This is a genomic window from Streptomyces sp. DH24 (genome assembly GCF_029813775.1).
In the GTDB taxonomy this organism is placed as follows: Bacteria; Actinomycetota; Actinomycetes; order Streptomycetales; family Streptomycetaceae; genus Streptomyces.
The window spans coordinates 43863-68624 of record NZ_JARVKW010000001.1 but is presented as its reverse complement, the minus strand read 5'-3'; the positions used below and the strand labels follow the sequence as shown (position 1 = coordinate 68624).

General features: G+C 74.3%; 23 protein-coding genes and 1 riboswitch. Of the genes, 11 read left to right on the top strand and 12 right to left on the bottom strand.

The window, feature by feature from the left end; translation table 11 throughout:
- Window positions 1-11: 11 nt before the first annotated feature.
- The 9 genes from cobI to QC282_RS00290 all read right to left on the bottom strand — a co-directional run bounded on the left by cobI (window position 12) and on the right by QC282_RS00290 (window position 12794).
- On the bottom strand, window positions 12-743 hold the full coding sequence (gene cobI / locus QC282_RS00330) for a precorrin-2 C(20)-methyltransferase (RefSeq protein WP_279547070.1): 732 nt from the start codon (window positions 741-743) through the stop codon (window positions 12-14).
- The gene (locus QC282_RS00325; protein ID WP_279547069.1) at window positions 740-2209 is read right to left on the bottom strand and encodes a cobyrinate a,c-diamide synthase; all 1470 of its coding nucleotides are present in this window, start codon (window positions 2207-2209) and stop codon (window positions 740-742) included. The genes cobI and QC282_RS00325 overlap by 4 nt, the downstream gene beginning before the upstream one ends.
- Window positions 2203-2802, bottom strand: a complete 600-nt coding sequence (cobO, locus tag QC282_RS00320; RefSeq protein WP_279547068.1) for a cob(I)yrinic acid a,c-diamide adenosyltransferase — start codon at window positions 2800-2802, stop codon at window positions 2203-2205. Before cobO ends, QC282_RS00325 begins: the two co-directional genes overlap by 7 nt.
- Window positions 2802-4808 carry a putative cobaltochelatase gene (locus QC282_RS00315; protein ID WP_279547067.1) on the bottom strand — a complete coding sequence of 669 codons (2007 nt, stop codon included), beginning with the start codon at window positions 4806-4808 and terminating at the stop codon, window positions 2802-2804. Before QC282_RS00315 ends, cobO begins: the two co-directional genes overlap by 1 nt.
- Window positions 4805-8455 carry a cobaltochelatase subunit CobN gene (gene cobN, locus QC282_RS00310; protein WP_279547066.1) on the bottom strand — a complete coding sequence of 1217 codons (3651 nt, stop codon included), beginning with the start codon at window positions 8453-8455 and terminating at the stop codon, window positions 4805-4807. The genes QC282_RS00315 and cobN overlap by 4 nt, the downstream gene beginning before the upstream one ends.
- A complete protein-coding gene (locus tag QC282_RS00305; protein WP_279547065.1) occupies window positions 8452-9963 on the bottom strand; it encodes a cobyric acid synthase in 1512 nt (503 codons plus the stop codon). The genes cobN and QC282_RS00305 overlap by 4 nt, the downstream gene beginning before the upstream one ends.
- The gene (locus QC282_RS00300; RefSeq protein WP_279547064.1) at window positions 9960-10901 is read right to left on the bottom strand and encodes a cobalamin biosynthesis protein; all 942 of its coding nucleotides are present in this window, start codon (window positions 10899-10901) and stop codon (window positions 9960-9962) included. Before QC282_RS00300 ends, QC282_RS00305 begins: the two co-directional genes overlap by 4 nt.
- 98 nt (window positions 10902-10999) lie before the next feature.
- Window positions 11000-11140, bottom strand: a riboswitch (cobalamin riboswitch).
- A gap of 139 nt (window positions 11141-11279) precedes the next feature.
- Entirely contained in the window at window positions 11280-11501 is a 222-nt protein-coding gene (locus QC282_RS00295) for a hypothetical protein (protein WP_279547063.1), read from the bottom strand.
- Window positions 11502-11552: 51 nt separating this feature from the next.
- Complete coding sequence (locus QC282_RS00290) at window positions 11553-12794, bottom strand: inorganic phosphate transporter (protein WP_279547062.1); 1242 nt, start codon at window positions 12792-12794, stop codon at window positions 11553-11555.
- Between the two features lie 230 nt (window positions 12795-13024).
- Here QC282_RS00290 and QC282_RS00285 point away from each other — a divergent pair, with 230 nt between their 5' ends.
- The 3 genes from QC282_RS00285 (at window position 13025) to QC282_RS00275 (ending at window position 16474) form a co-directional block, all read left to right on the top strand.
- On the top strand, window positions 13025-13741 hold the full coding sequence (locus QC282_RS00285) for a class II aldolase/adducin family protein (RefSeq protein ID WP_279547061.1): 717 nt from the start codon (window positions 13025-13027) through the stop codon (window positions 13739-13741).
- Between the two features lie 54 nt (window positions 13742-13795).
- The gene (locus QC282_RS00280; protein ID WP_279547060.1) at window positions 13796-14914 is read left to right on the top strand and encodes an alpha/beta hydrolase; all 1119 of its coding nucleotides are present in this window, start codon (window positions 13796-13798) and stop codon (window positions 14912-14914) included.
- Between the two features lie 159 nt (window positions 14915-15073).
- Complete coding sequence (locus QC282_RS00275; RefSeq protein ID WP_279547059.1) at window positions 15074-16474, top strand: hypothetical protein; 1401 nt, start codon at window positions 15074-15076, stop codon at window positions 16472-16474.
- 19 nt (window positions 16475-16493) lie between these two features.
- On the opposite strand, the gene QC282_RS00270 is transcribed toward QC282_RS00275, so the two are convergent.
- Window positions 16494-16907 (bottom strand): VOC family protein, encoded by a 414-nt coding sequence (locus tag QC282_RS00270; RefSeq protein ID WP_279547058.1) that lies wholly within the window; start codon window positions 16905-16907, stop codon window positions 16494-16496.
- 232 nt (window positions 16908-17139) lie between these two features.
- Here QC282_RS00270 and QC282_RS00265 point away from each other — a divergent pair, with 232 nt between their 5' ends.
- The 3 genes from QC282_RS00265 (at window position 17140) to QC282_RS00255 (ending at window position 20260) form a co-directional block, all read left to right on the top strand.
- A complete protein-coding gene (locus tag QC282_RS00265) occupies window positions 17140-18738 on the top strand; it encodes an ABC-F family ATP-binding cassette domain-containing protein (RefSeq protein ID WP_279547057.1) in 1599 nt (532 codons plus the stop codon).
- Window positions 18739-19091: 353 nt separating this feature from the next.
- The gene (locus tag QC282_RS00260; RefSeq protein WP_018567695.1) at window positions 19092-19313 is read left to right on the top strand and encodes a helix-turn-helix domain-containing protein; all 222 of its coding nucleotides are present in this window, start codon (window positions 19092-19094) and stop codon (window positions 19311-19313) included.
- 143 nt (window positions 19314-19456) lie between these two features.
- Window positions 19457-20260 carry an enoyl-CoA hydratase/isomerase family protein gene (locus QC282_RS00255; RefSeq protein ID WP_279547055.1) on the top strand — a complete coding sequence of 268 codons (804 nt, stop codon included), beginning with the start codon at window positions 19457-19459 and terminating at the stop codon, window positions 20258-20260.
- Between the two features lie 14 nt (window positions 20261-20274).
- Here the strand turns inward: QC282_RS00255 and QC282_RS00250 are convergent, their stop codons facing one another.
- Window positions 20275-21084, bottom strand: a complete 810-nt coding sequence (locus tag QC282_RS00250; protein ID WP_279547054.1) for a nucleopolyhedrovirus P10 family protein — start codon at window positions 21082-21084, stop codon at window positions 20275-20277.
- A gap of 85 nt (window positions 21085-21169) precedes the next feature.
- Between QC282_RS00250 and QC282_RS00245 the strand changes: the two genes are divergently transcribed.
- Genes QC282_RS00245 through amaP form a run of 5 tightly spaced genes read left to right on the top strand, consistent with a single transcriptional unit; the run spans window position 21170 to window position 23568 of the window.
- Window positions 21170-21667 carry an Asp23/Gls24 family envelope stress response protein gene (locus QC282_RS00245; RefSeq protein WP_279547053.1) on the top strand — a complete coding sequence of 166 codons (498 nt, stop codon included), beginning with the start codon at window positions 21170-21172 and terminating at the stop codon, window positions 21665-21667.
- A gap of 32 nt (window positions 21668-21699) precedes the next feature.
- Complete coding sequence (locus QC282_RS00240) at window positions 21700-21885, top strand: hypothetical protein (protein WP_279547052.1); 186 nt, start codon at window positions 21700-21702, stop codon at window positions 21883-21885.
- Between the two features lie 5 nt (window positions 21886-21890).
- Entirely contained in the window at window positions 21891-22295 is a 405-nt protein-coding gene (locus tag QC282_RS00235) for an Asp23/Gls24 family envelope stress response protein (protein WP_279547051.1), read from the top strand.
- The gene (locus QC282_RS00230; protein ID WP_279547050.1) at window positions 22292-22984 is read left to right on the top strand and encodes a DUF6286 domain-containing protein; all 693 of its coding nucleotides are present in this window, start codon (window positions 22292-22294) and stop codon (window positions 22982-22984) included. The genes QC282_RS00235 and QC282_RS00230 overlap by 4 nt, the downstream gene beginning before the upstream one ends.
- Window positions 22981-23568, top strand: coding sequence for an alkaline shock response membrane anchor protein AmaP (amaP, locus tag QC282_RS00225; RefSeq protein WP_279547049.1), 588 nt, complete (start codon window positions 22981-22983; stop codon window positions 23566-23568). Before QC282_RS00230 ends, amaP begins: the two co-directional genes overlap by 4 nt.
- A gap of 434 nt (window positions 23569-24002) precedes the next feature.
- Here amaP and QC282_RS00220 read toward each other — a convergent pair whose 3' ends face one another.
- On the bottom strand, window positions 24003-24758 hold the full coding sequence (locus QC282_RS00220) for an SDR family oxidoreductase (RefSeq protein WP_279547048.1): 756 nt from the start codon (window positions 24756-24758) through the stop codon (window positions 24003-24005).
- Window positions 24759-24762: the final 4 nt, after the last annotated feature.

The following is a 24762-nucleotide window of genomic DNA, read 5'->3' as shown; positions in this document are numbered from 1 at the left end:
CGCCCGGACGGTCACAGCTTGCCGCCCCGGCCGCCGTCGCGCCGGGCGGGCGCGATGAGCGTCGACAGGTAGGGCAGGGCCCCGCCGTCCAGGTCGCCGGCCGGCCGGATGGACTCCTCGGGCAGCCCGAGCGCCGACCCCCACACGGCGTCGCCGATCCGCCCGGTCTCGCGCAGCGCCTCGGCGACCTCGCCGGCCTGCCGCCCGAACTTGTACGCCACGACCGTCCCGGGACCGTTCAGGGCGTCCTTGAGCACGGCGGACCCGGCGGTGACCGGCACCAGCGTGAGCGGCTCGGTCCCCTCCGTCAGCACGGCACCCGACCGGGAGGCGAGGTCCTGCATGGCGGTGATGCCGGGCACGGTCTCCACGACGGTCCCGGGCACCAGCTCGCCGACGGTCTGCGCGAGATACGTGAACGTCGAGTACACGTTGGGGTCGCCGATGGTCGCGAAGGCGACGGAGCCGTGGCTGCGCAGCAGCCCGGCGACGCGCGCGCCCGCGGCGTCCCAGGCGGCCTCGCGGCGGGCCCGGTCGGTGCGCTCGTTCAGCGCGAACACGACCCGGACCACCTTCTCCCCGGGCACGTAGCGCAGCACGGTCGCCTCGGCCCGCCCGCGCTCCCCGGTGTCCATCACCGGGACGACGACGACCTCGGCGGCCCGCAGGGCGTTGACGCCCTTCACGGTCACCAGCTCCGGATCGCCCGGACCGACCCCGACTCCGATCAGCCTGCTGCTCATGACGTCCGGCACCTCTCCACGAACCGACGGGCGACACCGGGCGCGGACGCCCAGTGCGTGTGCAGATAACTCGCGTGCACACCGCGCTGTACGAAACCTTCGACCCGCCGCGCGGGAGCGCGTACGCCCCAGGCGGGTTCGGTGCCCGCGCCGGGCTCGACGGCGGTGCGGTGGAACTCGTGGCCCCGCATCCGCGTCCCGGCCACGGCGAGCGAACTGTCCCCGACGGCCACGGCGTCCCGGTACCCGAGGGTGAGCCGCTCCGTCATCCGGGCCGTGGCGTCGAGCACCCCGCACATCGGCAGCCCGTCCAGCTCCCGGCACAGGTACAGCAGCCCGGCGCACTCGGCGGCGACGGGAGCGCCCCCGAGGGCCAGCTCGGCAACGGCCTCGCGCAGCGACTCGTTGGCGGACAGCTCGGCGGCGTACACCTCGGGGAACCCGCCACCGATCACCAGCCCGCGTGTCCCGTCGGGCAGTCGCTCGTCGCGCAGCGGATCGAAGGCGACGACCTCGGCCCCGGCGGCGGCGAGCAGTTCGGCGTGCTCGGTGTACGAGAACGTGAACGCGGACCCCCCGGCGACGGCGACCACCGGCCCGTCCGGCGCCTGCGGACCAGCCCCTGCGGACCGGAGCGCCGGTCCGGGGACGGCGGCCCCCGGCGACGGGACGGCACGAGGAGACAGGGGAGACGGGGAAGACAGGGGCGCCGGGGGCGAGGCGGCCAGCGCCTCGGCCGCGTCCCAGGCCGTGCCCGGCACCACCCCCGCACTGCGCGCCAGCGCCGTCAGCGCCTCCAGATCGCATCCGCCGGCCACCATCGCCCCCATGGCGTCCACGGCGTCCACGGCCCCGCCGCGCCGCTCGGCGACCGGCACCAGCCCCAGGTGCCGGGACGGCGTCTCCACCCGCGCGGCCCGCCGCAGCACACCGAGCACCGGCACCCCGACGGAGTCCAGCGCCTCCCGCAACAACCCCTCGTGCCGGTCGGACGCGACCTTGTTCAGGATCACGCCCCCGATCCGCACCTCCGGGTCCCAGGTCACGAACCCGTGCACCAGAGCGGCCACCGACCGTGACTGCGACGACGCGTCGACCACGAGCACCACCGGCGCCCGCAGCAGCTTGGCGACCTGCGCGGTGGACGCCAGTTCGCCCTCCCCGGCGGCACCGTCGTACAGCCCCATCACACCCTCGACCACGGCGATGTCGCAGCCGCGCGCCCCGTGCGCGAACAACGGCCCGATCAGCTCCGGCCCGCACAGATACGCGTCGAGGTTCCGCCCCGCGCGCCCGGTGGCGAGCGCGTGGTACCCGGGGTCGATGTAGTCCGGGCCGACCTTGTGCGGGGACACGGCGAGCCCTCGCGCGGTCAGCGCGGCCATCAACCCCGTGGCGACGGTGGTCTTGCCGCTGCCCGAGGAGGGCGCGGCGACGACCAGCCGTGGGACGGACGCTGTCACCACTCGATGCCCCTCTGCCCCTTCTGCCCGGCGTCCATCGGGTGCTTCACCTTGGACATGTCGGTCACGAGATCGGCGAAGTCGACCAGCTTGCCGGGCGCGTTCCGCCCGGTGATCACCACGTGCTGGGTGCCGGGCCGGTCGCGCAGCACCTCGACCACCTCGTCGGTGTCGACCCAGCCCCAGTGCATCGGGTACGCGAACTCGTCCAGCACGTACAGCCGGTACGTCTCGGCGGCCAGGTCCCGCTTGACCTGCTCCCAGCCCTCGCGGGCCTTCTCCTCGTTGTCCATCTGCGCGTCGCGCTGGACCCAGGACCAGCCCTCGCCCATTTTGTGCCAGTCGACGGTGCCGCCCTCGCCGGAGGCGCCCAGCACGCGCAGCGCGTTCTCCTCGCCGACCTTCCACTTCGCCGACTTGACGAACTGGAACACCCCGATCGGCCAGCCCTGGTTCCAGGCGCGCAGCGCGAGCCCGAACGCGGCGGTCGACTTGCCCTTGCCGACGCCGGTGTGCACGACGACCAGCGGCCGGTTGCGCCGCTGACGCGTCGTCAGACCGTCGTCGGGGATGACACTCGGCTGTCCCTGAGGCATTACGCCGCCCTCCTGTTGCCCTGAACTTCCCTGACCAGACCGGCGATCGAGTCCGCCCGCAGCTCGTCCAGCGTCACCGCCGTACCGCCGAGATCGCCCGCGAGCTGCCCGGCGAGCCCCAGCCGCACCGGCCCCGACTCGCAGTCCACCACCACCGAGGCGACACCCTCGGCCGCGAACAGCCGTGCCGCCCGCCCCGCCAGCGCGACCGGCTCCGGGCCGCCCGTGGCCCGCCCGTCGGTCACCACGACCACCAGCGCCCGGCGCGCCGGGTCCCGCAGCCGCTCCACCCGCAGCACCTCGTGCGCCCTGAGCAGCCCGGCCGCCAGCGGCGTACGGCCACCGGTCGGCAGCGACTCCAGCCGGACCGCCGCCGCGTCCACCGACGACGTCGGCGGCAGCGCCACGTCGGCGGCCGACCCCCGGAACGTCACCAGCCCCACCTTGTCCCGCCGCTGGTACGCGTCCAGCAGCAGCGACAGCACGGCGCCCTTCACGGCGCTCATCCGCTGCCGCGCCGCCATCGAACCGGAGGCGTCCACCACGAACAGCACGAGGTTGCCCTCGCGGCCCTCCCGCGTCGCCTGCCGCAGATCGTCCCGGCGCACCACCAGCCCCGGCCCCGACCGGCCGCGCGCCCGCTGGTGCGGGGCCGCCGCCTGCACGGTCGCCGCCAGATGCAGCTTGGTCAGCGCCCCCCGCGGACGCCGCGCCCCGGTGGTCCTGCCGTGCTCGGTCCGCGCCCGCGAACGCCGCCCGGCGGCGCCCTCACCGAGGCCGGGCACGCTCAGCACCTTGGTGCGGAACGGCTCGGCGGCCCGCACGGCGGACTGCTCCCCGGCGCCCCCGGACGGCTGCGGCTCCCCGTCCTCACCGGCCTCCGGCCGCGCGCCGGTATCCCCGTCCCCGGGCCCCTCCGACGGCGACTGACCACCGCCGCCACCACCACCGGGGCCGTCCGGGTCGGGGTCGTCGTCGCTCTCGTGCTCGCTCTCGCCGGAGAACTCCTCCAGCGTCTCGTCCAGCTTGTCCTCGTCCAGGCCCGGCGCGTCGAACGGGTTGCGGCGCCTGCGGTGCGGCAGCGCGAGCAGCGCGGCCTGCCGTACGTCCTCGGCCAGCACCTCGCCGCGGCCCGCCCACGCGGCCAGCGCGGTCGCCGTGCGCGCCATCACGATGTCGGCGCGCATGCCGTCCACCTCGAACGCGGCACAGGTCGCCGCGATCTGCCGCAGCGCCCCGTCGCCGAGGCGCACCCGCGGCAGCAGCGCACGCGCGGCCACGATCCGGGCGCGCACGGCGGCCTCCTCGTCGGCCCAGCGCGCGGCGAACCCGGCCGGGTCGTCGTCGTAGGCGAGCCGCCGCCGGACCACCTCGACGCGCTGGTCGGGCTCGCGCGAGGCGGTGACCTCGACGGTCAGCCCGAACCGGTCGAGCAACTGCGGGCGCAGCTCGCCCTCTTCGGGGTTCATCGTGCCGACGAGCAGGAACCGCGCGGCGTGCCGCACGGACACGCCCTCGCGCTCCACGTAGGAGGCACCCATGGCGGCGGCGTCCAGCAGCAGGTCGACCAGGTGGTCGTGCAGGAGGTTGACCTCGTCCACGTACAGGATGCCGCGGTGCGCGTCGGCCAACAGCCCCGGCTCGAAGGCCTTCACGCCCTCCGCGAGCGCCCGCTCGATGTCGAGCGCGCCGACGAGCCGGTCCTCGGAGGCGCCGACCGGCAGTTCGACCATGCGCGCGGGCCTGCTCACCCCGTCGCCGGCCTCGTGCGGCCCGTCCGGGCACCCCGGGTCGGGGGAGCCGGGGTCGCAGGAGAACCGGCAGCCGGGCACGACCGGCACCTCGGGCAGCAGCGCGGACAGGGCACGCACCGCCGTGGACTTGGCGGTGCCCTTCTCGCCGCGCACGAGTACGCCGCCCACCTGCGGCGAGACCGCGTTCAGCAGCAGCGCGAGCCTGAGGTCGTCCTGACCGACAACGGCCGTGAACGGAAAGGGGGTGGTCACTGGTCGCCCTCCAAGTCGCCTTCGAGCTCCAGGTAGGTGGCGCGCAGCCGCTCCAGGGTCTCCGCGTCCGGCTCCGCCCACAGACCGCGGTCCGCGGCCTCCAGCAGACGTTCCGTGATGCCGCGCAGCGCCCACGGGTTGGACTGCTTCATGAAGTCCCGGTTCTCCGGGTCGAAGACGTACTCCGCGCTGAGCTTCTCGTACATCCAGTCGTCCACCACCCCGGCCGTGGCGTCGTAGCCGAAGAGGTAGTCGACGGTGGCCGCCATCTCGAAGGCGCCCTTGTAGCCGTGCCGGCGCATCGCCGCCATCCAGCGCGGGTTGACCACGCGGGCGCGGAACACGCGGTGCGTCTCCTCGCCGAGCGTGCGGGTCTTCACCTGGTCCGGGGTGGCCGAGTCGCCGACGTAGGCCTCGGGGCTCGCGCCCGTGAGGTGCCGGACCATGGCGACCATGCCGCCGTGGTACTGGAAGTAGTCGTCGGCGTCGACGAGGTCGTGCTCGCGGGTGTCGACGTTCTTCGCCGCCACCGCGATCCTCTTGAACGCCGTCTCCATGTCGCCGCGCGCCGCCCGCCCGTCCAGCCCGCGCCCGTAGGCGTAGCCGCCCCACACCGCGTACACCTCGGCGAGGTCGGCGTCCGAGCGCCAGTTGCGGGCGTCGATCAGCGGCAGCAGACCGGCGCCGTACGCGCCCGGCTTGGAGCCGAAGATGCGGGCGGTCGCGCGCCGCCGGTCGCCGTGCTCGGCGGTGTCCGCGTCGGCGTGCGCCCGCACGTAGTTGGAGTCGGCCGGTTCGTCCAGGTCGGCCACCGCCCGCACCGCGTCGTCGATCAGCCCGACGACGTGCGGGAAGGCGTCCCGGAAGAAGCCCGAGATGCGGACCGTGACGTCGATGCGCGGCCGGCCCAGCTCCGCCAGGGGCACGACCTCGAAGCCGGTCACGCGGCGCGAGGCGTCGTCCCACACCGGGCGGCAGCCCAGCAGCGCGAGGATCTCGGCGATGTCGTCGCCCTGCGTGCGCATCGCGGAGGTGCCCCACACCGTGAGCCCCACGGACTTCGGGTACGCGCCGGTGTCCCGCAGGTACCGCTGGACCAGCGAGTCCGCGAGCGACTGGCCGACCTCCCAGCTCAGCCGGGACGGAATCGCCTTGGGGTCGACCGAGTAGAAGTTCCGGCCGGTCGGCAGGACGTTGACGAGACCGCGCGTGGGGGAGCCGGACGGACCGGCGGGCACGTAACCGCCGTCCAGTGCCCGCAGGATGTGGCCGATCTCGTCCGTGGTGCGGGCCAGCCGCGGCACGACCTCGTCGCAGGCGAACCTCAACACGGCGACCGCGTCGGGGAGTTCGGTGCCGACGACCTCACGCACGAGGGCGGGGACCGCCGCCGCGTCCCAGTCGCGGGCCTCCATGCCCTCCGCGAACCGCCGGCACAGCTGCTCCAGCAGGTCGATCGTGTCGGCGGCGGTGCGGGCCGGGCCCTCGACCAGGTCGGTCAGTTCGGCCGGCACCTTCACCGGCGCGCCCGGCTCGGCCAGCAGCTCCTTCTCGACCATCCCGAAGTGCTCGGCCAGCGCGGCCCTCAGGCCCGGCAGCGCGTTCGCCCGCCCGCCCCACACCTGCGAGGCCCGCAGCACCGCGAGCACCAGGTTCACGCGGGGTTCGCCGACCGGGCCGCCGCCCAGGATGTGCAGGCCGTCGCGGATCTGCACGTCCTTGATCTCGCACAGATAGCCGTCGATGTGCATGACGAACTCGTCGAACTCCGCGTCGTCCGGCTGCTCGTCCACGTGCAGGTCGTGGTGCAGTTCCGCGGCCTTGACCAGGGTCCAGATCTGCGCGCGCACCGCCGGGGCCTTCACCGGGTCCAGGTCGGAGACGAGCGCGTACTCGTCGAGGAGCTGCTCCAGCTTGGCCAGGTCGCCGTAGGTGTCGGCCCGCGCCATCGGCGGCACCAGGTGGTCCACGACGGTGGCGTGCCCGCGCCGCTTGGCCTGCGTGCCCTCGCCGGGGTCGTTGACGATGAACGGGTAGACCAGCGGCAGGTCGCCGAGGACGGCGTCCGGGGCGCAGCCGCCGCCGAGGCCGAGGCCCTTGCCGGGCAGCCACTCCATCGTGCCGTGCTTGCCCATGTGCACGATCGCGTCGGCGCCGAAGCTGTTCTCCAGCCAGCGGTAGGCCGCCAGGTAGTGATGCGAGGGCGGCATGTCCGGGTCGTGGTAGATCGCGATCGGGTTCTCCCCGAAGCCGCGCGGCGGCTGGATCATCACCACGACGTTCCCGAACCGCAGCGACGCGAGCACGATGTCGTCGCCGTCTACGTACAGCGAGCCCGGCGGCTCGCCCCACGCCTCCAGCATCGCGTCCTTCAGCCCCGGGTCGAGCGTGTCGAACCAGGCCCGGTAGTCGGCCAGCGGCACCCGCGCGGGCGCGGCGGCCAGCTGCTCCTCGGTCAGCCACTCGACGTCGTGGCCGCCCGCCTCGATGAGCCGGTGGATCAACTCGTCGCCGTTGTCCGGGTATTCGGTGAGCGCGTACCCGGCGTCCCGCAGCGCGTCGAGCACCCGCACCGCCGACGCGGGCGTGTCCAGACCGACCGCGTTGCCCACCCGCGAGTGCTTCGTCGGGTACGCGGTGAAGACCAGCGCGAGCTTCTTGTCGGCGTTCGCCTTGTGCTTGAGCCGGGCGTGCCGTACGGCGATGCCGGCGACCCGCGCGGCACGCTCCGGGTCGGCGACGTACACGGGCACGTCGTCCGGGCCCTGCTCCTTGAAGGAGAACGGGACGGTGATCAGGCGCCCGTCGAACTCCGGGATCGCCACCTGCATCGCCGCGTCCATCGGGGACAGCGCGGCGTCCGACTCGTCCCAGGCGGCCCGCGACGACGTCAGGCACAGCCCTTGCAGCACGGGGACGTTCAGGTCGGCGAGCGCGCCGATGTCCCACGCCTCCTCGTCGCCGCCCGCCGAGGCCTGCGAGGCGTGCGTGCCGCCCGCCGCCAGCACGGTCGCGACCAGGGCGTCCGCGGTGCCGAGCAGCTCGTACAGCCCGGCGTCGGCGCCGCGCAGCGAACCGCAGTACACGGGCAGCGCGTTGGCGCCGTGCGCCTCGATCGCGTCGCACAGGGTGTCCACGAAGGCGGTGTTGCCGCTCAGTTCGTGCGCCCGGTAGAACAGCACGCCGACCGTCGGGCGGCCCTCGACGGCCACGCGGGCGCCGTGCACGCCGTACTCCGGCATCTTCTGCGGCTCGGTGAAGCCCTCGCCGGTCAGCAGCACGGTGTCCGACAGGAACCGGGCGAGCTGTGTGAGGTTGTCGGCGCCGCCCTCCACGAGGTACTTCAGCGCCTCCGCCACGACACCGGCCGGCACCGACGACTCGGCCATCAGCTCCGCGTCCGGCACGGCCTCGCCGCCCAGCAGGACGGTGGGCACCCCGGACGCCTTCAGCGCCGCCAGCCCGTCCTCCCAGGCCCGCTTGCCGCCCAGGAGGCGTACGACGGCGATGTCCGTGCCGTCGAGCAGCGCGGGCAGCTCCCCGGCGACGTCCACGCGGGTGGGGTTGCCGATCCGGTAGGACGCGCCGGAGGCACGGGCCGCCAGCAGGTCCGTGTCGGCGGTCGACAACAACAACACTGTGCTCATGCGGGCGCTCCCGGTGGAATGAAGGGCAGTCCTTGTGGCGCGCCGGACTCGATGAGCCGCCACAGCGCGTCCGTGTCCGCGTGCTGTTCGATCAGGTCGCCGAGCCGGTCGAGCTGCTCCTCGCGCAGCGCGGCGAACGAGGTGTCGGGGGCCGGCACGAAGCGGCGGCCCGCGGCGGCCGCGACCTCGCGCAGGAACGCCCGCCGGAATCGGTCCGACTCCAGCGAGCCGTGCCAGTGCGTGCCCCAGACCTGGCCGACCCGGCAGCCGTCCAGGAACGGCTCACCGCCGAGGACTTCGGCCACCCCGTGGTGGATCTCGTACCCCTCGACGGGCTCGCCGAGGGCCTCGCCGGCCGGCCGCGTGAGGGTCTTCTCGCGGGCGAACCGCACCCGCACGGGCAGCACGCCGAGCCCGTCGACGTGCCCGCGGCGGCTCTCGACGTCGTCCTCGATGTGCTCGCCGAGCATCTGGAAGCCGCCGCAGATGCCGAGCACGGGCCGCCCCTCGGCGGCCCGGCGCACAACGGCGTCCGCCAGCCCCCGCTCCAGCAGCCACTCCAGCGCCCGGACGGTTCCGCGGGTGCCCGGTACGACGACGAGGTCGGCGTCCGCCAGTTCCTCCGGCCGGTCCACGAACCGCACCAGGACGCCCGGTTCGGCGGCCAGCGCGTCCACGTCGGTGAAGTTCGACATCAGCGGCACCGCGCACACCGCGACCCGCAGCACGTCCTGACCGACGGGCGGCGCGGTGTCCGACTCCCGCACCGTCCCGCGCAGGGAGACGGCCAGCCCGTCCTCCTCGTCGATGCCCAGCCCGTGCCTGAACGGCAGCACCCCGTACGAGGGCCGCCCGGTCAGGTCCCGCAGCATGTCGAGGCCGGGCTCCAGCAGGGACACGTCCCCGCGGAACTTGTTGACGAGGAAGCCCGCGACGAGCTCCTGGTCCTCGGGCGAGAGCAGCGCGACCGTGCCGAAGAACGACGCGAAGACGCCGCCGCGGTCGATGTCGCCGACGACGAGCACGGGCAGCCGGGCGCCCCGGGCGATGCCCATGTTCACGATGTCCGTCCGGCGCAGGTTGATCTCGGCCGGGCTGCCCGCCCCTTCACAGATCACCGCGTCATACGTGCCCCGCAACTCGGCGAGGCAGTCCAGCACCGTGCCCAGCAGCGCCTGCTGCCGTCCGCCGTGGTAGCCGCGGGCGCTGAGCTCGCCCACCGGCCTGCCCAGCAGCACGACCTGGCTGCTCTGCTCGCCGCCCGGCTTCAGCAGCACGGGGTTCATCGACGCGGTCGGCTCGATGCGGCACGCCTGTGCCTGCATGGCCTGCGCCCGCCCGATCTCCGCGCCCTCGCGGGTCACGAAGGAGTTCAGCGACATGTTCTGCGCCTTGAACGGCGCCACCTTCACGCCCTGCCGCACCAGCCACCGGCAGATCCCCGCCGTGACGACGCTCTTGCCGGCGTCCGAGGTGGTGCCGGCGACGAGCAGACCCCCACCGTTCACGATGCACGCCCCTTAAGGAGAAGCCGTCCGGCCACGCACACGCCGAACGCGAGCAGACCCACGCGCCGCGACAGCCGCACGGCCCGGTCGATGTCCCGTACCTCGACGGCGCGTCCCGCCGCCCCGTTGAGCACGGGCCGGTGCTCGACCCGCCCGCCGTAGGACAGCGTGCCGCCCAGCCGCACCCCGAGGGCACCGGCGAACGAGGCCTCCACGGGCCCGGCGTTGGGGCTCGGATGCTTGCCGGCGTCGGCACGCCAGGCCCGCAGCGCGCCCCGGGGGTTGCCGCCGGCGGCGGCGAGGGCGGCGGTCAGCCGGGCGCCGGGCCAGCCGGCGACGTCGTCCAGCCGGGCCGAGGCCCAGCCGAAACGGCGGTACCTCGGCGACTTGTGACCGACCATCGCGTCCAGCGTGTTCACGGCCCGGAAACCCACCAGCCCCGGCACACCGCCGACGGCACCCCACACCAGGGCGCCCACCACGGCGTCCGAGGTGTTCTCGGCGACGGACTCGACCACGGCCCGGGCGATGCCGTCGGCGTCCAGCGCCTGCGGATCGCGCCCGCACAGATGCGGCAGCCGGGCCCGCGCGGCGTCGACGTCCCCGGCCTCCAGCGCCCGCCCGACGGCCCGCGCCTCACGGGCGAGCGAGGTACCGCCGACGACGGCCCAGGTGGCGGCGCCGGTCAGCGCGACGGAGGCGGCGGGGGAGCGGCGTACGGCTCGGGCGGCGAGGGCGGCGGCCGCGACGGCCCCGCCGGCACAGACGGCGGTGTGCAGCGCGCCCCACCCGCGGTGGTCCCGCCACAACACCCGTTCCACGGCGCCCGCGGCCCGCCCGAACACGGCGACCGGATGCCCCCGGCGCGGATCGCCGAGGAGCAGGTCGCCCAGGAGGCCGGTGGCGGCGCCGTACGCGAAAACGCGGTCGGCACCCATCGTTCAGCCGACCGCTGTCACAGACGGGTCGGTGGTGGTGTACCTCGATCGGCAGCCGCGCATGGCGATATGTCCTCACTCAGGGTGTCCGCGCCCTGGTTCGACGAGACCGGCGGTGAGAGTTCCTGGCTCCCGGGGTTCACCCCGGTGACAGTGGCGGGACCGCGCCGGATTCGCACCGGCTTCCTCTCTTGCCGCCGTACTTGGCCCGAGGAAGTCCACCATGCCCGGGAACACCCGTCAACTTGCCTTTGACCTGCGAGGGCGGAGTGTGCGAAGGCCCACACGGCGGTGCCTTCGGCAGAGGTCGGAGCACGACGAAACGGGGTGCGGGACGGTGGTCCGTCCCGCACCCCGCGGTGCCCGAGCGTGGTCGCGTCAGGCGACGATCAGATAGATGCCGTAGCCCACGGCCGCCGCGCACGCCGCGAAGCACGCGTACGCGCCGGTGACCGCGAGGGCCGCGGAGCCGCCCTGCTCGGCGGCCCGCTCACGGCGGGACAGTCCGGCGATGCCGATGGTGAACAGGGCCACGAGGGCCACGGTGACCACGAGGCTGACTCCGAAGACGGAGCCGAGGGCCGCCCAGTCGATCTTCATGCTGCTTCTCTTCCTTCGTACCTGGCGTACCGGTCGAACCGGGGCGCCGGGTCAGACGGTCGTGGTGGCCGACGGGGTCTTGGGGTCGGCGGTGGCCTGGGCCGGGATGGTCGCCGAGAGCCCCTCGGCCACGGTGCCCGCGGGGGGCGGGGTGACGGCGGCCATCGCGGTGGTCACCACGCCGGCCGGCTCCTCGGTGTCGTTGACGTTCGTGTGGTCGACGATCTCGCGGCGGGAGATCTTCCAGATCGCGAAGCTGGAGGCGACGAGGAAGACCGCGACGAGCGCCGTGCCCCAGTCGCCCAGGCCGCAGACCCACTCGGCGAGGGCGGCGACCAGGGCCGCGGCCGGCAGCGTCAGACCCCAGGCGATGAACATCCGGGTGGCCGTCGACCAGCGGACCACGCCGCCCTTGCGGCCGAGGCCCGCGCCCATCACCGAACCGGACACGGAGTGCGTGGTGGAGAGGGAGAAGCCCAGGTGGGAGGAGGCCAGGATGACCGTGGCCGCGCTGGTCTGGGCGGCGAAGCCCTGCTGCGGCTGGAGGTCGGTCAGGCCCTTGCCCATGGTGCGGATGATGCGCCAGCCGCCGAGGTAGGTGCCCAGCGCGATGGCGATGCCCGCGGAGAGGATGACCCACATGGGCGGGTCGGAGTCGGGGGCGACGGCGCCGCCGGCGACCAGGGCGAGGGTGATGATGCCCATCGTCTTCTGGGCGTCGTTGGTGCCGTGGGCGAGGGAGACCAGGCCGGCGGAGGCGATCTGTCCGGAGCGGTAGCCCTTCGCGGCGGCCTTGCCGTCGGCCTTCTTGCCGAGGGTGTAGGTCAGCCGGGCGGCGATCATCGCGGCGACGCCCGCGACGAGCGGGGCGGCGATCGCCGGGATCAGCACCTTGGTGACGAGCACGTCGCCGTGCACCGCGCCGATGCCGGCGGAGGCGATGGTGGCGCCGATCAGACCGCCCATGAGGGCGTGCGACGAGCTGGACGGCAGACCGACCAGCCAGGTCAGCAGGTTCCAGAGGATCGCGCCGACCAGTGCGGCGAAGATGACCTCGGGACGGATGCCGGACTCGTCGACGAGACCCTTGGAGATCGTGTTGGCGACCTCCACCGAGAGGAAGGCGCCCACGAGGTTCAGCACGGCGGACATGGCCACCGCGACCTTGGGCTTGAGCGCACCGGTCGAAATGGTGGTGGCCATCGCGTTGGCGGTGTCGTGGAAACCGTTCGTGAAATCGAACGCGAGTGCGGTTACCACCACAATCGCGAGGATCAGCGAGAAGCTTTCCATTTACCCAGGCAATCGTTCGAGGTCGTTGTCCGGACGAACGTAGGTAACCAGGGTGAACGGAAGATGAACTGAGAGGGGCTTGAGGGTGTCTGTGGAAGGGGGTTGTCGCGCCCTTCTGGCCCCGGCGCCCGGCGCCCGGACGGCCGTGCGCCCCCGGCCGCCCTCCGGCCCGGTCCCGCGACCCGCGGAAGAGACCTTCGTCACCCCCGCCGGCCTGGCAGGATCGCGGCATGGCAGAGCACCGCGAGGAGGCAGAGGTGGCGGGGGACAGGCGCGCGGGCGACGCGGAGGCGCACGCCCGGAGTGAAGCGGAGGCGGAGGCCTGGAGCGAGCTGGTCGCGACGGCCTGCCGGACGGTCTGCGACGGCCTGGTCGTCGGCACCTCCGGCAACGTCTCGGTACGCGTCGGCGACACCGTCCTGGTCACCCCGTCGGGCGTCCCCTACGACCGGTTGACGGCGGACGACATCACCGGCGTCGCCCTCGACGGCCGGCAGGTGCTCGGCACCCTGGTCCCGACCAGCGAACTGCCCATGCACCTCGCCGTGTACCGCACCACGGACGCCCGCGCCGTCGTCCACACCCACGCCGTGCACGCGACCGCCGTCTCGACGCTCGTGCCCGAGCTGCCGCTCATCCACTACATGGCCGCCGCCCTCGGCGGCCCCGTCCGGGTCGCCCCCTACGCGACCTACGGCAGCGCGGAGTTGGCCGAGCACATGCTCACGGCCCTCACCGACCGCACCGGCTGCCTGCTCCAGAACCACGGCACCGTCACCTACGGCGCCACCCTCGACCAGGCCTACGACCGCACGGCCCAGCTGGAGTGGATGTGCCGCCTGTGGCTCACGGCGTCGTCCGTCCCGGGCACGGCCCCGGCACTCCTGACACGGGAGCAGCTGACCGAGGTGCAGGAGAAGCTGCGGGGCTACGGGCAGCGCCGCTGACCGGCACGGGCCCGTCCACTGGCCGGTGGGCGGGTCCACCAGGACACTGGACGGGTGCGCACAGTCAAAGCGACGGCCGCCGCCGTCACCGCAGCCCTGGCCGCCGGCGCCGCGAGCGTCGCCGTCGGCCGGTTCGCCGGCGACGCGGCGCTCAAGGCGCCCCCGGGCCGGCCCCTGCCGACCGAGCCCCGCCTCACCGTGCACGGCACGGCCGCGGGCCGCGTCGCGCTCACCCGGGACCCGGCCGCCCTGCGCCCCGGCCGCTACGGCCTCGCCGGCGACGGCTCCCACGCGGTCGTCGGCCCCGTCCTGCCCGCCGCCGAGCACACCGCCGACACCGTCGTACGCCGTCTGGAACGCGTCACGCACGGCACCCTCGAACCCGGCGACAGGGCCTGGCTCACCCCCAACCTCCACATCGGCAACCCGGGCACCGCCCTCGGCCTGGACCACGCCGACGTCGCCGTGCCCGGCGAACTCGGCGCCCTCCCGGCCTGGTTCGTGCCGGGCAACCGGGACACCTGGGTCATCGCGGTGCACGGCCTCGGCGCCACCCGCGAACTCACCATGAACGTCATGGCGTTCCTGCACCGCCACCACTTCCCGGTGCTCGCCCTCGCCTACCGCGGCGACCTCGGCGCCCCCCGCCCGCCCGACGGACTCAACCACCTCGGCGAGACCGAGTGGCGCGACCTGGACGCGGCGATCCACCACGCCGTGCGGTCCGGCGCCCGCCGGGTCGTCCTGCACGGCTGGTCCACCGGCGCCACCATGGCGCTGCGCGCCGCCGCCCGCTCGGAGCTGCGCGACCGCGTCTCCGGACTGGTGCTGGACTCGCCGGTGCTCCACTGGGAGACCACGCTGCGCGCCCTCGCCGCCGCCCGCCGCACCCCCGGCGTGCTGCTGCCCCTCGCGGTGCGCGCCGCACAGGGCCGCTTGGGCGGCTCCTCCGCCGACACCGCCCGCGTCGGCGGCCTGCACATCCCGACGCTCGTCGTGCACGGCCCCGACGACCGGGTCGCCCCCTGGCAGCTGTCCCGCCGGCTCGCCGACTCCCGGCCCGACCTCGTCGCCCTGCACACCGTCCGCGACGCTCCCCACGGCGCCATGTGGAACGCGGACCCGGACGGCTACGAAGAGGCCCTGCGCCGCTTCCTGACCCCCCTCATGTGAGCCCGGCCCCGCCACCTCCCCGGCGATTCCGTTTAATGCCGTACGGCTGGCCTGTTCCGGGCCCCTCACCACGCGCGGAACCCGGTGCCCGGACCGTCCCCGCGACCCCCAGGGGCATTCCGTTTGGGTTTTCGGACCGTCAACCGGAAGACTGCACCCGTGACGTCCCGTATCCCGCGCGACTCCAGGCTCCGACTCGTCCGCCCGCGACCCCTGGCCGCTGCCCCGAGAACCATGGACCAGCGGCCCTCGCGCCGCCCCGCCCCGCGCCCCCCGGAGGGCACTCCCGCCCGGTCCGAACTGGCCGGAATGGCACGCTCGGAGCTGGCCGGCGCCGCCCGAGTGGCCCGCTGGGCCGACAGCGCCCTCGGCCCCGGCCGCGGCGGCGCCACCGCCGACGGCAAGGCCACCCTCTCCGACGCGACCGCCGAACAGGCCGCCCAGGACCTCGGCCTGACCGCGGCTCAGGTGCGGGCCGACTGGGACACCGCCCGCCTCGCCGGCCTCGTCGAGGTGCACGGCGGGCGCGCCCGCCCCGGCTGGCGGCTGCGCGCCTGGAACCGCGACGACAGCGCCGTACTGCGCGGCTGGGTCGCCCTGTTCGACGCCTGGTCGCTCGCCTGCCCGGAGCCCGCCGGCCACGCGCCCGCCGCCGTCGCCGAGGTCGTCTCGGCCATGCCGCAGGTGCTCTCCTTCCTCCAGCTGTCCGCCGGACCCGTCCCCGTCGCCCAGCTCCTCGACCTCCTGGAGCAGCGCGTCACCGAACTGCGCACCGAGCGCTGCGAAATCCCCTACGGCCCCCAGCCCGAGCCCGTCGCGCCCCAGCCGGTCGACGACACCCCGCTCGCCCCGCTCCTCGACTGGGCGCTGCGCGCGCTCGCCTCGGTAGGCGCCCTCACCTACGGCGACGGGCAGGCCACGCTCACCCCGCTCGGCAGCTGGGCGGTCTGGGTCAAACTGGAGCAGATCTGCGTCGCCGCGCAGAGCCCCGCGGGGAACATCGAGCAGTCCGCCGAGGCCATGCTGCGCGGCTGCGCCCAGCTCCGCCCGAACGCGGCCCGCGCCGAGTACCGCGCCTGGCTCGCCGCCCGCCCCGTCGGCAGCGCCGTCACCGAACTGCTCGGCGCCGCCCGCGGCGAGGACGCCCTGCTGCGCGGACTGGCCTTCGAGGCGCTGCGCGTCGTCGGCGCCCCCGCCGAGCCCGACGTCCGCGCCGTGCTCGACGAGCCGACGCTGCGGCCGTACGCGCTGCTGTGGCTCGCCGAGCACGACGGCGTCGACCCCGAGGACGCCCACGAGGTCCTCACCCGCGAGGAGGCGACCTGGCTGTGGGTCGACACCGCGGCCGCCGTCGCCGACCACGGCGAGGCCCCGCTGCTCGTCCGGCACCTGGAGTCCGCGGTGCAGCCCACCGTCCCGGCGCTCCTGGACGAGGTGCGCGCCGTGGGACACCCGCGCACCGTGCAGGTGCTGGTCGCGCTGGCCGCCGCGCACCCCGATCCGGCGCTGGCCAAGGCCGTGCGCCGGGCCGCCTTCCAGGTGCACACCGGGGGCAGCTGACCGCCGGGGCCGCCCGGTGTCAGCCGCCGAGCGCCGGTGCGTACGTGCCGAAGCTCCAGAGGTTGCCCTCGCGGTCCCGGGCCATGTAGTCCCGCGAGCCGTAGTCCTGGTCCGTCGGGGGCATCAGGATCTCCGCGCCGTGCTCCACGGCCCGCTGGTGGTGCGCGTCGACGTCGTCCACGACGACGTACACCCCGGTGGTGCCCGCGTCCTTCATCGCCGCGTCGAACGTGCCGCCGCGGCCCTTGGAGCCGAGCATCACCGCGCCGTTGCCCTGGGCCAGCTCGGCGTGCATCACCGTGCCGTCCTCGGCCTCGTAGACCGACAGCTCCGTGAAGCCGAAGGCCTCCGTGAGCTGCCGGATCGCCGCCTTCGCGTCCGCGTACAACAGCGTCGGATAGATGCTCGGGGGTCCGCCGACCGTGCCTGCCATGCCGATCACTCCCTTGTGATCACTGCCGGAACCATCACCTGCCGTCAAGTCTGGCAGCCGCCACCGACAACGGCCCCCGGCGCGACCCGGGCCGATGATCGAACACGCGAACGCAGAAAAGTGGTTGCACGGCCCCGCTAGACTGGCCCCCATGGCCATTCTCCTCGCGCATTAGACGGCGGGAACGCCCCCAGCCGCCCATCCCGCCACCACCCGCCCTGGAGTCTGACCCGTGATCTCCGCCTCCGGCATCGAGCTGCGCGCCGGTGCCCGTGTCCTCATCGAAAGCGCCAGTTTCCGCGTCGCCAAGGGCGACCGCATCGGCCTCGTCGGCCGCAACGGCGCGGGCAAGACCACCCTCACCAAGTGCCTCGCCGGCGACGGCATCCCGGCCGCCGGCACCATCACCCGCTCCGGCGAGGTCGGCTACCTCCCGCAGGACCCCCGCACCGGCGACCTCGACATCCTCGCCCGCGACCGCATCCTGTCCGCGCGTGGTCTGGACGTCCTGATCCGCAAGATGCGCGACAACGAGCAGCGTATCGCCAACGGCCAGGGCGCCACCCGCGAGAAGGCGCTCAGGCAGTACGAGCGCCAGGAGACGGAGTTCCTCACCAAGGGCGGGTACGCCGCCGAGGCCGAGGCCTCCACCATCGCCGCCGCGCTGAACCTGCCCGACCGGGTGCTGGGCCAGCCCCTGCACACGCTCTCCGGCGGTCAGCGCCGCCGCGTCGAACTGGCCCGCATCCTGTTCTCCGACGCGGACACCCTGCTGCTCGACGAGCCGACGAACCACCTCGACGCCGACTCGATCGTGTGGCTGCGCGACTACCTGAAGACCTACCGCGGCGGCTTCATCGTGATCTCCCACGACGTCGACCTGGTCGAGACGGTCGTCAACAAGGTCTTCTACCTGGACGCCAACCGCGCCCGGATCGACATCTACAACATGGGCTGGAAGCTCTACCAGCAGCAGCGCGAGGCCGACGAGAAGCGCCGCAGGCGCGAGCGTGCCAACGCCGAGAAGAAGGCCGCCGCCCTGCACTCGCAGGCCGACAAGATGCGCGCCAAGGCCACCAAGACGGTCGCCGCGCAGAACATGGCCCGCCGCGCGGACAAGCTGCTGGCCGGCCTGGAGGCCGTGCGCCAGTCCGACAAGGTCGCCAAGCTGCGCTTCCCCGAGCCCGCGCCGTGCGGGAAGACCCCGCTGATGGCCGAGGGCCTGTCGAAGTCGTACGGCTCCCTGGAGATCTTCACGGACGTCGACCTGGCCATCGACAAGGGCTCCCGCGTCGTCATCCTCGGCCTCAACGGCGCCGGCAAGACGACCCTGCTGCGGCTGCTCGCGGGCGTCGAGCAGCCCGACACCGGCATGGTCGTCCCCGGCCACGGCCTCAAGCTCGGCTACTACGCCCAGGAGCACGAGACCCTCGACCCCGACCGCACGGTCCTGGAGAACATGCGCTCCGCCGCACCCGACCTGGATCTCGTGGAGGTCCGCAAGGTGCTCGGCTCGTTCCTGTTCTCCGGCGACGACGTCGACAAGCCGGCCGGTGTCCTCTCCGGCGGCGAGAAGACCCGGCTCGCCCTCGCCACCCTGGTGGTCTCCTCGGCGAACGTGCTGCTCCTGGACGAGCCCACCAACAACCTCGACCCGGCCAGCCGCGAGGAGATCCTCGGCGCGCTGCGCACCTACAAGGGCGCCGTCGTCCTCGTCACCCACGACGAGGGCGCCGTCGAGGCGCTCCAGCCGGAGCGGATCATCCTGCTCCCCGACGGCGTCGAGGACCTGTGGGGTTCCGACTACGCGGACCTCGTCGCCCTCGCCTGACCCCGCCCGGACGGGACCGGACCGTACTGATCCACTCCGTATGGATCATTCGGCCCATCGGTGATCCACCATCTGAGTGAGATCTCCTCGTATCGAGGTGTGTCCTACACGGATTTCGCGGCCGATCCCTTGCTGCCCGAGGGGTCGGCCGTCGCGCTTCCCTGACCAGGAACTTCACGGAACAACCCGTTCGGACGTACGGACCGCACAACGTGGAATAGTTGATTCCGCTTGTGCGGACGCGCTCCCGTCGTCACAACGATGTCTCACGGACCTTGCCGAATGGGTGGCCATCCTGCCCCGGAGGGGTGATCATGAGGAGACCAGAGCGCACTTCCCATGAGGAGGCACGGGTGGCCGAGACTCTGAAGAAGGGCAGCCGGGTGACCGGCGCCGCGCGCGACAAGCTCGCGGCAGACCTGAAGAAGAAGTACGACGCCGGTGCGAGCATCCGGGCGTTGGCCGAGGAGACCGGCCGCTCGTATGGCTTTGTGCACCGCATGCTCAGTGAGTCGGGCGTCACGCTACGAGGGCGTGGCGGGGCGACGCGGGGCAAGAAGGCCGCATCGGCCTGACACCCCGGGTGGCCCCACGGCTCCGATGGTGGCCACCCGGTCGGCGGACCAACCGGCCGGGTGGTTACTGTGCAGTCACTTAAGGGTGCCCGTACGGACTTCCGTACGGCATCCGCACTGACCGCACCCATCGGAGGCGCCCCATGGCTTCGCCCGCCAAGGACCTCGGTCCGGTACTCGACAAGGACGGGGTACGGCTCACCGTCGACGACGCGATCGCCACGGTGACGCTGACCAACCCCGCCAAGCGCAACGCGCAGAGCCCCGCTCTGTGGCGGGCGCTGGCCGAGGCGGGCCGGCTGCTGCCGGGCGCCGTCCGGATCGTCGTGCTGCGCGCCGAGGGCAAGTCGTTCTCGGCCGGGCTCGACCGGCAGGCGTTCACGCCCGAGGGATTCGACGGGGAACCGTCGTTCATCGACCTCGCGCGCGGCGGCGACGCCGAGCTCGACGCGACCATCGCCGAGTACCAGGAGGCGTTCACCTGGTGGCGGCGCAGCGACATCGTGTCCGTCGCCGCTGTCCAGGGGCACGCCATCGGGGCGGGCTTCCAGCTCGCGCTCGCCTGTGACCTGCGCGTCGTCGCGGACGACGTGCAGTTCGCCATGCGCGAGACCAGCCTCGGACTGGTGCCCGACCTGACCGGCACCCATCCGCTCGTCGGTCTCGTCGGATACGCCCGCGCGCTGGAGATCTGCGCGACCGGGCGCTTCGTCACGGCCGAGGAATCCGTCGCCACGGGCCTCGCCAACCTCGCCGTGCCCGCCGACCAGCTCGACGACGCCGTACGCGACCTGGCGTCGGCGCTGCTCGCCGCGCCCCGCGACGCGCTCGTCGAGACCAAGGCGCTGCTGCGCGGCGCGCTCGACCGGGACTACGAGGCCCAGCGCGTCGCCGAACGCGCGGCGCAGGCACGCCGGCTGCGCGATCTGGCCGGGATCGGCGACTGACCCGTCCCGCGCCGTCACTCCACGGCGGTGACCAGGACCGTCACCGTCGGCCGGTCCGGCAGCGCCTCACCCGCCCGTGCGCGGACCTCCCGGGCCACGTCCAGGGTCCGGTGGTCCGCGCGCACGGCGCACTGCACCTGAACGTGCCGCCTCGGCAGCGCCGCCTCTCCCGCCGTCTCCGCGATCCGCACCGGCCGCCCCAACGGGCCGCTCAGCCGGGCGACACCGGGGACGGCGAGCACGGCACGGGCGACGCGGTCGGCGTCCCCGGAGTCCGCGGCACGGTCGTCGCCGTCCGCCTCCGCGCCGCCGGACGCACCGGAATCCTCCGCGCCGCCGGGCCCCTCCGCGCCGCCGGGCCCTACGGTTCCACCGGTACCCCCGACCTCGCCGGGACCCCCGGCTCCGCCCGGACCGGGCCCCGTGTCGGAGTCCAGCAACGCCGTCACCCGAAGGTCCACCTCCGTCACCCGCAGCCCCAGCCGGTCCGCCGCCGCGGCCGACAGGGCCGCCCGGAGCCGGGCCGCCGTCGTCGGCAGCGGCTGCGCCGCCGTCGCCGCGAAGTCGGCCGTCACGCGCAGCGGGCCCGGCGGCAGGGCGCCGGGCGGGGGCGGCACGACGGGCTCGTCGGTGTCCTCCGGGTCGGCGAGGGCGACCCGCACCCCGTCCGGCCGTACGCCCGGCACCTCCAACGCCGCACGCCGCAGCACCACCCCGGCCGCGGCCTCCGCGAGCCACACCCCGTCGCGCGGGCCGCCCAGCGGCAGGAGCCTGCCGAGGCCCAACTGTCGCCGCACCGCCTGTGTCCACCGATCAGCCGTCATTCCTCCAGCGTGCCGCATCCCTGGCGCGCGAGCGGGCAACGGCACTTACGGTGGTCATAAGGACGACCGAAAAGGACGTGCGGACATGAGTGACATGACCGAGCCGAACCGGACGGGTGCGCCGCAGGGCGGCAGGGAACTGCCCGACACCTCCGGTGCCCGAAAGACACAGTCGGCCAAGCGCGGCGGCGGAGACCCCGCCGGCCGGGGACGGACCACCATCGCCGACGGGGTGGTCGAGAAGATCGCCGGACTGGCGGCACGGGACGTCGACGGCGTACACGCCATGGGCAGCGGCATCTCGCGGACCTTCGGGGCCGTACGGGACCGGGTGCCCGGCGGGGCCAAGTCGGTGACACGCGGAGTGAAGGCCGAGGTCGGCGAGGTGCAGACCGCGCTCGACCTGGAAATCGTCGTGGTCTACGGCGTCGCCATCGCCGACGTCGCACGCGACGTGCGGGAGAACGTCGTCGCCGCCGTCGAGCGGATGACGGGCCTGGAGGTCGTGGAGGTCAACATCGCGGTGAGCGACGTGAAGCTGCCCGAGGACGAGGAAGAGGAACCGGAGCCCCGGCTCCAGTGAGCCGCGTACGACGATGAGCTGAGGAGCGCAGCATGAGCATGGCCGTAGTCGGCTTGATCGCCGGAATGGCGCTGGGTTTCGCCGGGTATTTCGGCGGCTTCGGCGCGTTCCTGCTGGTGGCGGCGCTGGGCGCCGTCGGCTTCGTCGTCGGCCGGTTCCTGGAGGGGGACCTGGAGTTCGGCGACATCTTCCGTACGCGCGACGACCGGCGGCGGTGACGCCGGTGAGTACCGCGGCCGAGGTGTTCCGCACCCCCCGGGCCGGTGAGCCGCCGGGTGAGCGCGGGGCGACCCGGATCGCCGACCGGGTCGTCGCGAAGATCGCCTCACAGGCGGCACGCGAGGCACTGGGCGCCCCGACGCCGGACGGCAGGCCGCCGCACGCCACGGTGGCCATGCTCCCCGCCGCCGGCCGAGCGGCGGGCACGCCCGGTGGCGTCGCCCGCGTCCTCGTACACGTCGAACTCGACTACCCCTGCGACATCGGCGCCCGCTGCCGCGAGGTGCGTCGCCAAGTCGCCGAACGGGTAGGCACGTTGGTGGGCATGAAGGTGCCGGAGGTCGCGGTCCGGGTGGAGCGGCTGCACCTGCCCCCGGCGCACGGCGCGGCACAGGGGAGGACCCGATGAGCGAGCCCGAGGGCTCCGAGGGGACCACACGGCGGATGCCGGTCATCGAGAAGGACACCGGCCCCGGCGACGGACCGGGCCGCCCGGACCAGTCGGCGTCCGCCGCGTACGACGCGCCGCCCGCGCTCGACGGCGACGCCGGCGGCAGCGGACGGTTCTGGTCGGCGCGCCGCGTCCCCGCGGGCATCGTCGCGCTGCTGCTCCTGGCCGGGACCGGACTGCTGCTGTACGACGTCGCGGCCGTGCGCGTCGACCGGCCCGCCATGGGCTGGCGCCGCGAACTGGCCCGGCAGCTCGCACAGCGGCACCTGGACGACTTCTGGGTGCTGGTGGGCGCCGGGGTCGCCGCCGCCCTCGGCCTGTGGCTGGTCGTGCTGGCCGTCACGCCCGGTCTGCGGGACCTGCTGCCGATGCGGCGACCGCACGCCGACGTGCGCGCCGGGCTGCACCGGGACGCGGCCGCCCTGGTGCTGCGGGACCGGGCCATGGAGGTGGCCGGGGTGCAGTCGGCGCGGGTGCGGATGCGCCGCTCCCGGGCCGACGTCCGCGCGGTGTCGCACTTCCGCGCGCTGGACGACGTACGCGCCGACCTGGACGACGCGCTCGCCGAGGCGGTCCGGGGGCTCGGCATGGCCCGGCCGCCCGCGCTGTCGGTGCAGGTCCGGCGGCCCGGCAGGAAGAAGGGGTGAGGGCCGTGCTCAGGACCGTCAACCGTGTGCTGCTGGGCCTGCTGGGACTCGTCCTGCTCGCCGTCGGCGGCTCCGTGCTGGCCATCGGGCTGGGCGCGCCGGCGCCGTCGTGGTGGATCCACCACGGGCGCCACGACGTCCTGCTGAACGCGGCCGAGCGGACCCGCTGGCGGGACGCCGGCTGGTGGTGGCCGGCCGTCCTCGCCGCGCTCGCCGTCCTGGTGCTGCTGGCCCTGTGGTGGCTGCTCGCGGTGCTGCGCCGGCGGCGCCTGGCCGAGGTGCTGGTCGACACGGGCGACGGCGAGGGCGCCCTGCTGCGCGGGCGCGCCCTGGAGGGCGTCGTCGCGCAGGACGCGGGCGCCATGGACGGCGTCGAACGCGCGGATGTCGCCCTGACCGGCCGTCGCAGCGCGCCCTCGGCCCGGGTCCGGCTGCTGCTGGCGCCGCACGTCGCCCCGGGCACCGCGCTGCACCGGCTGACGACCGGGGCCCTCGCCCACGCCCGCGACTCGGCGGGCCTGGCGTCCCTGCCGGCCGAGGTACGGCTCAAGGGCGCCAGACACCGCGCCGAACGGGTGGGCTGACGCCGGGCGGCACGGGCGCGGCGGCCAGGGTTCGTGCCGTACGCGCCGCGCGCCGTCCCCCCGGCAGCTTGGTGCCCGTCAGATACCGGGCCGTATGGGTCGGCTGACGCAGAGCGACTGGCCCCGGGGCAGGATTGGTGCCTCCCGCCACCGCCGTTCCCGGCGGCTCGGTGCCCGTCCGGCACGGCGCCCTACCCGTCGGCTTGCCGGGCGGCATGGCCCCGGCGGTGAGGATTGGTGCCTCCCGCCACCGCCGTCCCCGGCAACTCGGTGCCCGTCCGGCACGGCGCCCCACCCGTCGGCTGACGCCGGGCGGGCGGCATGGCCCCGGCGGTCAGGATTCGTGCCGTACGCCGCGCCGTCCCGGCAGTTCGATGCCCGTCAGGCACCCCGCCCCACCCGTCGGCTCACGCCGGGCGGCAGGGGACCGGCGTTCAGAATCCGTGCCGTACCCCGCCGTCCACCGGCAGCATGATGCCCGTCAGGTACGAGGCCGCCGGGGAGAGCAGGAATGCCGCCGCGCGGCCGAACTCCTGCGGGGCGCCGTACCGCCGCAGCGGGATGCGCGACTCGGCGGCCGTGCGGGTCGCCTGCGGGTCGGCGGACAGCGCGTCCAGTTCCCGCACCCGGTCGGTGTCGATGCGGCCCGGCAGCAGGCCGACGACGCGGATGCCGCGCGGGCCCAGCTCGTCGGCGAGGGACTTCGCGAAACCGGCGAGGCCGGGGCGCAGCCCGTTGGAGATGGTCAGGCCCGGGATCGGCTCGTGCACCGAGCCGGACAGCACGAACCCGATGACGCCGCCCTCGTCCAGCTCCGTCGCGGCCGTCCTCGCGAGCCGCACCGCCCCGAGGAACACCGACTCGAACGCCGCCTGCCACTGCTCGTCCGTGGTGTCCGCGACGAACCCCGGCGGCGGCCCGCCCACGCTGACGAGGACACCGTGGAAGCCGCCGAAGTGCTCACGGGCGGCGGCGATCAGCCGCTCGGCCACCCGCGGGTCGGCGTTGTCCGCGGCGACACCCACCGCGTCGGGGCCGAGCGCGGCGGCGGCTTCGGCCACGGTCTTCTCGTCCCGCCCCGTGACGACCACCTTCGCGCCGTCGGCGACGAGCTCGCGCGCGGCGGCGTTGCCGAGGCCCCGGGTGGCCCCGGTGACGACGTACACCCGGTCCTTCAGTCCAAGATCCATGGCC